Genomic DNA, 12,015 nt, shown 5'->3' on the forward strand with positions numbered 1-12,015 from the left:
ATAAGCAAACACCATTTAAGCGAAACTGATTAGACAAAAATCATGTTTAAGCTTTTGTTATTGATGAAATCAAGCGCAATACCACCACCGCGGCTGACGCAGGTCAATGGGTCTTCTGCCACAGTCACTGGTAGGCCAGTCTCTTGTGAGATAAGCTTATCTAGGTCACGCAATAATGCGCCACCACCAGTCAGTACAATACCGCGCTCAGCGATGTCTGACGACAACTCTGGCGGCGTTTGCTCAAGTGCTACTTTTACCGCACTCACGATGCCGCTTAATGGATCGGCCAAGGCTTTTTGCACTTCTTCTGAATTAACAGTGAATGTCTTTGGCACACCTTCTGCCATACTGCGACCACGAACTTCAACTTCTAGTTGGCTGTCTTCATTCAATGCAGAGCCGACTTCTTTTTTGATGCGCTCTGCCGTCGTTTCACCGATGACACAACCGTGGGTACGGCGTACATGCGTGATAATGGCTTCATCAAACATGTCGCCACCAATGCGAATCGACTCAGCGTAGACACAGCCCGACAGTGCGATAACCGCAATCTCAGTCGTACCACCACCGATATCGACTACCATAGAACCACTGGCCTCATGAACTGGCAAGCCTGCGCCAATCGCTGCCGCCATTGGCTCTTCTAATAGCAGCACTTTACTTGCGCCTGCTGATGAGACCGCTTCACGAATCGCTTTACGCTCAACCAACGTAGACTTGCATGGTACACAAACCACCACATTAGGCTGTGCCATAAAACGCTTGGCTTTTACTTTTGCAATAAAATGCTTCAGCATTTTTTGCGTGACTTCAAAATCTGCAATCACGCCGTCTTTTAACGGGCGAATCGCGGTGATGTTGGCAGGCGTACGACCCAGCATCTGCTTGGCATCAATACCGACAGCTGCGACGGTCGGGTTTTGAGTACGGTTGCTTCGCAATGCGACTACCGTAGGCTCGTCAAGCACGACGCCTTTATTAGGAATAAAAATGAGGGTGTTCGCAGTACCGAGGTCGATAGCGATATTATTTGATAAAAATCCAAACAGGTTCATGACTAATATATCCAGCGTCTTACGAATGAGGCGAATGAGATTGACTAAAGTGTTACTCGTCAGTGTTTAGCAGGTCGTCGTTAGACATCAACGATCACGAAAATAACGCATCGCAACCAGTCAAACCTAAGCAATAATGATGAAATGAAAAAACTGAGCTAAATTATACCGATTTAGCTCAAAAAAAACATAGGTATTTGCATCAGTAAGTAAGGATTTTTGTCTGAGACGATAAAAGTTGTTACAAAGTTTGAAATAGTAGGGACTATCATTCAACTCAATGGAACATCATTTAATTCTATAACTAACAAGGCTCTACAAGCAGATAATGGTTTTACTTAGTAGCAGGTGCATACTGTAACGTATTTTAGAACCTAATTGGGGCGCAATTGAAAATCAATCATGAATTATAGGGTCAGTTTTGCAAATCTTTGTGCATTTCTGCTTATTGACTGATACTTTGCACCACTAATATGTATTGGTTGATATTGTGCATCAATCAAGCGTCATGTTCTGTAAACTTGGGTCAGATGCTTTATAATAAGCCAACTCTGTAGCCAATTTTGTTTTAAGGCTCATGTATTTTCGTTTTCGCCATTCATTACTCTAACAAAAACTGTCCTTAACTGGAGAAACCATGTCTCAGCAACCAGCAGCGTCTGATCATGTCAGCCGTGAAGAAATCCTAGAAGTGGCCAACCTTGCACGCTTAGGTGTCGATGAAAGTACTGCCGACAGTTATGCCGATGATATCAGTAAAGTATTAAAACTCATGCATACGCTATCCAATGTCGATACTACAGACATCAAGCCACTAGCGAATATCCATGAAGCTTGCCAAGAACTGCGTGTTGACGTGGCCGAACACAATATCAATCGCGAGCGTAATCAGTCAGTTGCCCCAGCGGTTGAAGAAGGCTTGTATCTCGTACCGCAAGTAATCGAATAGCGACTTATTATACAGTCGCCTATTTTAAGTGATCGCTTATTAAATAGCCAATGAACGCTATTGTGACCTCTATCTCATTTTACTTTTGTTATTCACATTTTGACGGACGACACCTTATGTCTGAACTTCATCTATTAAGTACCCAGCAGCTTATTACGGGCTTACAAGACAAACAATTTAGCAGCGCGGAATTAACCGAACACTATATTAAGCGTATCGATGCGCTAGACAGCAAGATTAACAGCTTTATCACTCATACCTCTGAGACTGCACGCGCACAAGCAAAAGCAGCAGATGAGATGCGTGCACAGGGCGATCAACGTCCCCTACTCGGCGTCCCTATGGCACACAAAGACATCTTTTGTACCCAAGGCGTGCTAACCACTTGTGGCTCAAAGATGCTGCATAACTTTGTGTCGCCTTATGACGCGACTATCGTTTCTAACATCGATAAAGCAGGCATGATTAGCTTGGGTAAGCTCAATATGGATGAGTTTGCGATGGGCTCAGACAACAGTAGCTCATACTACGGCACAGTACAAAACCCTTGGAACCTAGAACGTGTCCCTGGTGGCTCATCAGGTGGTAGTGCTGCCGCTGTTGCCGCTGGCTTCGTCCCTGTCGCGACTGGTAGTGATACGGGTGGCTCTATTCGTCAACCTGCTTCATTCTGCGGCTTAACGGGTATTAAGCCTACTTATGGCCGAGTGTCACGCTTTGGTATGATTGCCTACGCTTCAAGTCTGGATCAAGCTGGTAGCATGGGACGCAGTGCTAAAGATTGTGCTTATTTGCTACAGCCAATGATTGGTCATGATCCACGCGATGCGACTTCTATCAAATATGACATGCCTGACTACGTACAAGACATCAATGATGCAGAAGCCGCTGCTGGTGACAAACCTTTTGCTGGCTTGCGTATCGGTGTGGCTAAAGAATACTTCGGTACAGGGCTTGATAGCGAAGTTGAACAAGCAGCACGTGCCGCTCTGAAGAAGTACGAAGAGCTGGGCGCGACCATTGTAGAAGTGAACATCACTGATCCTGAAATCACGCTTGCTACTTACTATATGCTAGCCCCTGCAGAAGCATCATCTAATCTGTCACGTTTCGATGGCGTACGCTTTGGCTATCGCTGTGAGAACCCAACGGATCTGATTGATCTATACACGCGTTCACGTTCTGAAGGGTTTGGTCCTGAAGTACAGCGTCGTATCTTAACCGGCACTTATGCGCTCTCGGCAGGCTACTTCGATGCTTACTATACTAAGGCACAGAAAATCCGCCGCTTAATCGTAAAAGACTTCGATGAAGCATTTGCGAGCTGTGATGTGATTGCCAGTCCAACTGCACCAACTGCTGCCTATAAATTAAGCGACAACCTTGATCCTGCGACCATGTACTTAGGCGATGTTTATACCATCGCGGTCAACTTAGCGGGTCTGCCTGCGCTTAGCCAACCAGTCGGTTTGACCTCAGACGGTCTACCAATTGGCTTGCAATTAATCGGTAAGCACTGGCAAGAGAGTCAACTGCTCACGACCGCGCATCTGTTCCAGCAGCATACGGATCATCATCTACAGCACTCTGCCATCGCAAAGGAGACGGTATAATGAGTACAGCTACTACTGATAACAATGCCGTCCGCGAGCATGCCGTGCGTAAAGAACTGTTCGTTGATGGTTATGAAGTCGTCATCGGCATCGAGATTCACTGCCAGCTTAATACTGAAAGTAAGATATTCTCAAGTGCACCGACTGACTTCGGTCACGAGCCAAACAGCCAAGCTAGCATCGTCGATTTGGGCTTGCCTGGTGTGTTGCCAGTGCTAAATGCTGGCGTGGTCGATCGCGCGTTAAAGTTCGGCATTGGTGTCAATGCTGAATTGGGTCTGTTTAATACATTTGATCGCAAAAACTACTTTTACCCTGACCTGCCGAAAGGCTATCAAATCACTCAGATGGCCAACCCTATCGTGGGTGAAGGTTACATCGATGTCGTAGTCAATGAAGGAGAAAAGAACGAATATCCTAAACGTATGGGTATCACCCGCGCGCATTTGGAAGAAGATGCTGGTAAATCTGTGCATGATGCCGTCGATGGTATGACGGGCGTCGATCTCAATCGTGCTGGTACACCGCTGATTGAAATCGTCTCTGAGCCTGATATGCGCTCTGCTCATGAAGCACTTGCCTACATCAAAGCGATTCATCAGTTGGTCACTTGGCTGGGTATCTCAGATGCCATCATGGCAGAAGGGTCGTTCCGCTGTGATTGTAACGTCTCTGTGCGCAGACCAGGTGATGAGCTTGGTACACGTACCGAGCTTAAAAACTTAAACTCGTTCCGCTTTATCGAACGTGCCATCAACCGTGAAATCGAGCGTCAAATCGATATCTTAGAGGACGGTGGCAAAGTTGTCCAAGCGACGATGCTATATGATCCAGAGCGCGATGAAACTCGTGTGATGCGTACCAAAGAAGACGCCAACGACTATCGCTATTTCCCTGATCCTGATCTGCTACCTGTCCGTATCGAGCAGCATACGGTCGATGCGATTAAAGCGGCCATGCCTGAGCTACCTGTAGCCCGTCGTGCACGTTTCGAAGAAGCGCTTGGTCTGTCAGAATATGATGCTCGTATCCTCACTGGTAGTCGTCAAATTGCCGATTACTTCGAAGATGTGGTCGCTGAAGTGGGACAATCAGATGCCAAAATGGCAGGCAACTGGGTCATGGGTGATTTGCTCGGCGCTCTGAATAAAGATGACAAAGACATCATCGACTCCCCTATCAGCGCCAAGCAATTGTCGGGTATGCTAAAACGTATCAAAGACGATACGCTATCTGGCAAACTGGCCAAGAAAGTCTTTAGTGCTCTATACGAGCGCGAAGGCGGCGATGCTGATGATGCAGCCGATAAGATCATTGAAGAAAAAGGCCTCAAGCAAGAAACTGACACTGGTGCTATCAAAGCCATCGTTGAAGACGTCATTGGGAAAAACCAAGCGATGGTTGATGAGTATCGCGGCGGTAAAGAAAAAGCCTTTAATGGTCTAGTCGGTCAAGTCATGAAAGCCAGTCGCGGTAGTGCCAATCCGCAGCAAGTGAACCAAATCCTAAAAGAATTATTGGGTTAAGGTAAGCTACTGGTTGGTTCAGCTGACTGTAATAGGCAAAATAATGTGATAGATTTTGGCTACTATAAATAGCCCTTGCAATATGCATAATTTTGCGTAAAATAGTCAGTCACTCGGGGCGTAGCGCAGTCTGGTAGCGCACTACACTGGGGGTGTAGTGGTCGCAGGTTCAAATCCTGCCGTTCCGACCAAACATAATATTAGGGCTGACCGTCATTGACCGTCAGCCCTTTATTTTTATAGCTTATAGATAAACCCTCCTCCATGACCCACCGCCTTAATACGTGGCTATCCGTGTAAAAACGCGGTATATTCTACGGTATATTTTATTCCTTCATGGAAATATACCGTCATGTCTTTAACCGATAGTCAAATCAAACGTCTTAAGCCTTCTGAGGCTTGTACACCCAGCCGACCTGACAAATATAGCGACGGTAATAACCTTCGCCTATGGGTTCGTCATACTGGTAGCAAGGTGTGGGTAAGCGACTATAAATACGCAGACAAGCGCCAAAGCCTGACTATTGGTAAATATCCTTCTATGGGTTTAGCCGATGCTCGACAGCACAACCAACAAATAAAGGATTTAATAGGACAAGGTATTAATCCTAAGCAAGAAAAAAAGCGCTTGCTGTCTGATACTGACTGTACGAAATCCTTCGATGCCATAGCGCAACGCTGGCATGATGCTCGTAAAGCACATATTGCTCATACCACCTACAGCCGTGACTACTCACAGTACCAACGAGATATAAAGCCCGCCATTGGTCACTTAAACATAGATGATATAAACGCGCCTGATATTTTAGCTATAGGTAAATCTATAGAAGCAAGAGGTGCTACCGACATGGCGCGGCGGGCAATACGTCAAACAGGGCAGATATTCAAACAAGCAATACGTGAAGGCTTAATAACTCATAATCCAGCCAATGACCTAACCGAAGCGTTACAACCACATAAGGTTAAACATCACAGCCGTATAACTAGCCAGCAATTACCGAAACTACTACAAGATATAGAAGACTATGACGGCGACATCTTAGTGAAATCAGGCTTATGGTTTCTATGCTATACGTTTGTAAGAACTCAAGAGCTTAGACAGATGGAATGGGCAGAGATTGATTACAAAGCTAACGTATGGCGCATACCAGCCGACAAAATGAAAATGGATAGACCGCACTTAGTACCGCTTGCCCCGCAAACAATGGCAATATTAGAAAAAATCAAGGCGCTGGGGTTTTCGGACAAATATGTATTCTTTAATCCATCAACCCGTAAGCCATATAGTACTAATGCTTTTATCACTGCCTTATGGCGCATGGGCTATAAGGGACGAATGACAGGTCATGGCTTCCGTGGGCTTGCCAGCACTACCCTACATGAGCAAGAGTTCATGCACGAAGCTATAGAGCTACAGCTAGCACATGAGAAAGAGAACAAGATAAGTAAAGCTTACAACGGGGCACAACACCTCCCCTATAGAACGAACATGATGTGTCACTGGGCAAAATTTATCGACGACGCTTATGCTGGCAAAATGGATAACTTGATCCGTGCAGACTTTAAACAACAAACACAAAAGCATGGCTAATATCATGCCGTAACGACCATGCAAGGCTAGGACTAATTAACCGAACGATAGCTATTCACACCCTTACGCTGTCACCGCCTTGCACCTATTTTCACTCAAGGGTGTTTGGTTGTGATTATGAGTAATGAAGCTGAAAAATTTACTATGGATGATGTTAATAAAAGTCTATATGTAACGATGAAGCTGAATCTCCGTTATCCGATAAATGAAATAGTAGCGTGGTCAATCTTTGGTGATACAACATCTTTAGAGCCTAACACACTGCTTTATTCAAACTATTCTGAGGGGATTGTAAAGAATATTTCAATCAATAAAGCACATATAGAACTAATGAACAATATTGAACAAGATATAAAACAATATATATCTAAGAATATTCATAACGTTGACTTCTCAACAGTAGATAGCGCTGATGAGGGTATCAATGATCTTTTAGATGACTTTCTTCCAAAAAAGCACAAAGAACTCGCTCTTTTATCATTTGAAAAAAATAGTATTTTTAAGGGCTATCCGATTTGGTGGGCATCTTTAGTAATAGCATATAGAGAAATGGCAATATTCGCTTTTAGTAATGAAAATTATTACGTAGCTATACAGCTGAGTGAATTTTGCAGAGAGTGCCAAGCACAGATGGTCTTTAAAAATGTAGTGTTTATTGATCAGTATAAAAAGAAATTCTCTGGAATGAATAAAAAAGCATCTGACACAAGATGGCAGCCACACAGAGAAGAAAAAAAGAAGCGTAAAAAGAAATATCTTAAAATAATGAAAGATAAAGAATTTAGTACTTATACTGATGCAGCTACATATATTAAGCAGTATATTGATACAGATAAAAAACCTTCGTTTCCAACTGTATTTCGTCTATTGAGTGAAGCTGATAAGGGGAATTTCTCATAATAGATTGTCGTATGCATGCATCGAATACTCTATGCACGTATCAATCATTCTATGCACGCATAAGTATTCTCCTATTTCAATCCAACCAATAAGATGACCCATACAAGCTATTACACACCGTAGTGGCGCATAGTATGGAGTCATTAATATGACAGACCACATAAATATAGACAATCCAGTTATCGCTTTCACTGATAACACATCTAGCAGCACCGAACCAACAATCACTTCTATTAAGCATTTGCCAACACAAGGCATGAGCCGTGCCACCCAACTATTACCTTTTCTACCGTTTGGTAGCAGTACTTTATGGGCATGGTCACGCAACGGGCTTTTCCCAGCTCCTGTGAAGCTCTCACCTACTATGACTGCATGGCGTAATTCTGATGTGATCGATTGGCTAAACAACCCAGCCTCTGCTATTAGTAGTGAGGTGTAAGCCATGAATAACTCACCAAAAAATAAGCAACCAACTCATAGTCAGATAATAATGAGTCATATGCTGGCAGGTCAAACTTTATCAAACATGCAAGCCTACCATTTATATAGCATGACTAGCTCTCTACGTCGCATAAGTGAATTGCGTGCCGCAGGAGTTCCTATAAGAGATAAAGTAATCAAACAGAATGGAAAGAGATTTAAACGATATTGGATAGATCAGCCGACCACTAATAATGACGAGGTGACAGTATGAGTCAGTCTTTGAAAATCTTAGAATCCCATCTCCTCACACGCCATGGTCAAATGCTGTCAGTAGCAAACGACCACATTCAAGACTATTCCAACGATTGTGACAGGCTAGCCGATACACTGAATCTCATTAAAGTTGATGATCCAGAATCAAAGGCTATGATAATAGCTATAAGATCTGCCTTATTCGTTATCAGCGAACACGCAAGCGATTTAAGCGCGGATATCATAGTACAACTTATCTCACTGCCTGCAGTGGAGATATCAAGCCATGAGTAGGAATGACAATAAAACCAAGCTAGAAGCTCTTAGCGGCTTACCTGATAACGCCTTGTCTATCAGTCAAACTAGCCAGCATAAAATAATCGACACGACCACTGATAACGACAGAGAAGTCGTTGTCTTATCAGCACATGATCTATCAGATATTGCCTGTGATATCGAAGGCGTGGTCACTGTATTGAATGATATTGGGCATCTGCTAGCGCTTGTTCACTACGCCAAGATACCACCACATACCGTTGTAACCATGTCACGTTTAACAAATGACTCTGTCAATACATGGATAAATCTATTAAATGCCAGATTAGAGAAAACCAATCAAACCTTAGCATTGACTCGTTACGGCAAAGAGGTACCACGGTGAGAAGCTACCCACCAAAGCAAAGCCGTAAGCACGCCAAGCGTAAGAGCTACTATAAAAAGTACAGAGCCACACGCCAGCCGAATCAGTCGCAAGCAAGGGGGACTAGATGACCACCACACCACAAACGATGGACAATAAAAAAGCCCATGCGGACAACATGGGCGCTAATACTCTCTTACAAGGTTGCAAGCCAGCTACAGAGGAACAACTGGCAAACGATCCATTCTTAACCAAGCTATGCAGCATGATAGAACCTGAACAACTGCTATTTGTTACAGGTGATACTACTATATATCATGGTGATGATATTGGCAAAACCGAAGCGACAGCTGGCACGATAGCACTAGCAATTACCAACAAACAAGGCGATACAGTAGGCGCGGTATTCCACACACCAAACAGCAAAGCAAAGCCTATTGTCATTGATCCTACAGGTTATGGCGCTATCGTCATTGGTGACACTAACAAAGCCAATGAGGTGATAGCACTTGATAACCTAGATGATGGTATTGATATTTATATGCATCTAATGGCTAGTGATAAAACGATCATCATTAGCCCTCACAAAACAAAACAATGCCTTAAAAAGATGGTGCAGCACTGGAGCAGCGGTTCACTTGTTACCGTACCGATGACACTTGATGACAAAGGCATGATGAACCAGCTGGCAGGTGTGAGGGCGCGAGCATTGGTTACTGTGGCTCATATCGTCACTATGCTACAAGATGACAGCTATGAAGCCATACTGGCAGCTGATGACACCCAGCTAATCAACTTACAAGATACTGCCTATTATCCTGAATGGCGCGATGACCCCCAGCTGAATGAACCGATGACCTACAGTGATGGGCGTTTTGAGCTATACCACGATGGGCTATTTTTCGTGAAGTATAACGATGATGACCCATCAAACATTACTTTTAAGTTTAAGGCGTTTGTGTGTTCACCCATTGAGATTATCGCTAAGACACGGGACATAAGCAGCGGTACATGGGGGCGGTTATTACAGTGGCGTGATGATGATAACGAGCTGCATAAATGGGCAATGCCGTTATCTTTATTGCAAGGTGATGCCCGTGAATACCGCAAAGAATTAGCCAGTCAAGGCTTGAACATTACTACCAACCCCAAACAGCGCAGCTACTTAGACGCTTACTTACAAGATTATCCAATCTACAAACGCGCGCGGTGTGTCGATAGACTAGGCTGGGACGGTGAGCAATATATCTTACCTAATGGCGCTATCGGTGGTGATGGTAAAGAACTTATTGTCTATCAGTCTGCAAATAGCATTAACAGCACCCTAGCCCAGCAAGGGACATTAGCCCAATGGCGTGATGAGTTATGCAGACCACTAGCAGAGCAAAGCCGTTTTGTTTTCTCTATTGCTTGCGCATTTGCTGGTCAATTACTCGCGCTATTAGAATCTGACGGGGGTGGTTTTCACCTTTTAGGCTCATCAAGCATGGGTAAATCTTTATCGCTTAAGTTGGCTGCTAGTGTATGGGGTAATCCTGATAAGTATGTTAAGACATGGCGCAGCACTGATAACGCACTTGAGGGCACAGCAAGCGAGCATAACGACAGCTTCTTGCCTCTCGATGAGATGAGCGAATGTGCCCCCAAAATAGTAGGAAAAGCCGTTTATATGCTAGGTAATGGTCAAGGTAAAGGACGTAGCACGACTACAGGACACAACCGCATAGCCAAAGAATGGCGCATTATTTTTTTATCCAATGGTGAAGAGTCGCTGCAAAACATCATGGCGCAAGCAGGACAGAAAACCAATGCAGGTATTGAGGTTCGGGTAGCACATATAGATGCTGATGCTGGCAAAGGTTTAAAGACTTTTGATAGTTTGGTATTGGCACCCACGGGCTCAGCCCAAGCCGATAAGATCAACGAGCTATCACACGCTTATCATGGTGTGGCTGGCATAGCATGGCTTGAACATATCACCACTGACAAGGCAGCGACCACAGCCACCGCTAGAGGGCTTGTCACTGATTTTATGAGCCAATACACAGACCTTGCTCCACAAGCGCATAGAGTGGCTAAACGGTTCGCTATTGTGGCTGCCGCTGGCGAGATGGCAACTCAGGCAGACATCACAGGCTGGCAAGTAGGGCAAGCAACCACAGCCGTGATGACGTGCTTAGATAATTGGCTTGATAACTATGGGCGTGATGGTGAGCATGAGCAGCGCCAAATCATCAAACATATTCAGTCGTTTATTGAACAGCATGGGGCAAGTCGCTTTCAGACTTGTTTCCAGACCACCAGCACCCGCCCCAACTTTGAGGAAAGAACACCCAACCGTGTGGGCTATCGCAACGAGGACACAGGGGACTATTATTTTTCTAAAGAAACTTTCAACAGCGTATGTGAGCCATTTAGTAAAAGAAAAGTATTGCAGGTGTTAGATGAAGCAGGCTTGTTACTTTCAAATCAGGGTGACCGTAAAATTTATAAAACCCCTAATACTCTATTTAGTGGTAAGGTTCGCCCGTCTGTTTACGCGGTTACTGCTAACATACTTTGTTGTAAACCTTAAAAACCGATGGGACAGACGGGACAGCTATTACACAGTAAGGGGTAGAGCTGTCCCGAAAGCAAAAACGGAAACGGTACAAACGGGACAGGGTGTTATGTTGTAACAATCCTGTCCCGTTCTGTCCCGTAGTGAAAAACATAAACGGGACGGTTGAAAGCTAATAACTATGGGGGCTGTCCCGCTTGTCCCGTCTGTCCCATACAAAAAACTAGGTTACAGCAAAAATAATCAAAGGTAGGCGTTTATCGTCTGCCTTTTTTACTGTTTGTACTCTAATGGTATTAGTGAAAAATATTGGAAGCAAAAATAGCAAAAACATAAAAAAGTGGAAGCAAAAAGACCCTAAAATAAACTGCTTCCAACATAAAAAAATCACGCTTAGACCAATCATATAGGGCTGTTTGGCTTGGAAGCAAAAAATCTTGTGGAAGCAAAAAAAATCATAGAAATGGAAGCAGTTTCATTTGATAATTATGTCGATATTACGC

The 12,015-nt window shown here is 44.2% G+C and carries 10 protein-coding genes and 1 tRNA gene; 10 read left to right on the forward strand and 1 reads right to left on the reverse strand.

Annotation, left to right across the window (positions count from 1 at the left end; genetic code table 11):
• Positions 1 to 29: 29 nt before the first annotated feature.
• A complete protein-coding gene (locus tag I6E86_RS11925; protein ID WP_194365154.1) occupies positions 30 to 1,058 on the reverse strand; it encodes a rod shape-determining protein in 1,029 nt (342 codons plus the stop codon).
• Positions 1,059 to 1,695: 637 nt separating this feature from the next.
• Here I6E86_RS11925 and gatC point away from each other — a divergent pair.
• The 10 genes from gatC to I6E86_RS11975 all read left to right on the forward strand — a co-directional run bounded on the left by gatC (position 1,696) and on the right by I6E86_RS11975 (position 11,527).
• The gene (gene gatC, locus I6E86_RS11930; RefSeq protein WP_197177630.1) at positions 1,696 to 2,007 is read left to right on the forward strand and encodes an Asp-tRNA(Asn)/Glu-tRNA(Gln) amidotransferase subunit GatC; all 312 of its coding nucleotides are present in this window, start codon (positions 1,696 to 1,698) and stop codon (positions 2,005 to 2,007) included.
• Positions 2,008 to 2,123: 116 nt separating this feature from the next.
• Entirely contained in the window at positions 2,124 to 3,620 is a 1,497-nt protein-coding gene (gene gatA / locus I6E86_RS11935; RefSeq protein WP_197177631.1) for an Asp-tRNA(Asn)/Glu-tRNA(Gln) amidotransferase subunit GatA, read from the forward strand.
• Positions 3,620 to 5,146 (forward strand): Asp-tRNA(Asn)/Glu-tRNA(Gln) amidotransferase subunit GatB, encoded by a 1,527-nt coding sequence (gene gatB / locus I6E86_RS11940; protein WP_197177632.1) that lies wholly within the window; start codon positions 3,620 to 3,622, stop codon positions 5,144 to 5,146. The genes gatA and gatB overlap by 1 nt, the downstream gene beginning before the upstream one ends.
• A gap of 114 nt (positions 5,147 to 5,260) precedes the next feature.
• Positions 5,261 to 5,337: transfer RNA gene (locus I6E86_RS11945), tRNA-Pro, on the forward strand.
• 161 nt (positions 5,338 to 5,498) lie between these two features.
• Positions 5,499 to 6,737 carry a tyrosine-type recombinase/integrase gene (locus tag I6E86_RS11950; protein ID WP_197177633.1) on the forward strand — a complete coding sequence of 413 codons (1,239 nt, stop codon included), beginning with the start codon at positions 5,499 to 5,501 and terminating at the stop codon, positions 6,735 to 6,737.
• A 117-nt stretch (positions 6,738 to 6,854) separates the two neighbouring features.
• A complete protein-coding gene (locus tag I6E86_RS11955) occupies positions 6,855 to 7,637 on the forward strand; it encodes a hypothetical protein (protein WP_197177634.1) in 783 nt (260 codons plus the stop codon).
• Between the two features lie 148 nt (positions 7,638 to 7,785).
• A complete protein-coding gene (locus I6E86_RS11960; RefSeq protein WP_197177635.1) occupies positions 7,786 to 8,076 on the forward strand; it encodes a helix-turn-helix transcriptional regulator in 291 nt (96 codons plus the stop codon).
• 3 nt (positions 8,077 to 8,079) lie between these two features.
• Positions 8,080 to 8,331 carry a helix-turn-helix domain-containing protein gene (locus I6E86_RS11965; protein ID WP_197177636.1) on the forward strand — a complete coding sequence of 84 codons (252 nt, stop codon included), beginning with the start codon at positions 8,080 to 8,082 and terminating at the stop codon, positions 8,329 to 8,331.
• A gap of 267 nt (positions 8,332 to 8,598) precedes the next feature.
• Positions 8,599 to 8,973 (forward strand): hypothetical protein, encoded by a 375-nt coding sequence (locus tag I6E86_RS11970; protein ID WP_197177637.1) that lies wholly within the window; start codon positions 8,599 to 8,601, stop codon positions 8,971 to 8,973.
• A gap of 106 nt (positions 8,974 to 9,079) precedes the next feature.
• Positions 9,080 to 11,527 carry a DUF927 domain-containing protein gene (locus tag I6E86_RS11975; RefSeq protein ID WP_197177638.1) on the forward strand — a complete coding sequence of 816 codons (2,448 nt, stop codon included), beginning with the start codon at positions 9,080 to 9,082 and terminating at the stop codon, positions 11,525 to 11,527.
• Positions 11,528 to 12,015: the final 488 nt, after the last annotated feature.

The organism is Psychrobacter sp. SWN149 (assembly GCF_015864565.1).
GTDB lineage: Bacteria > Pseudomonadota > Gammaproteobacteria > Pseudomonadales > Moraxellaceae > Psychrobacter.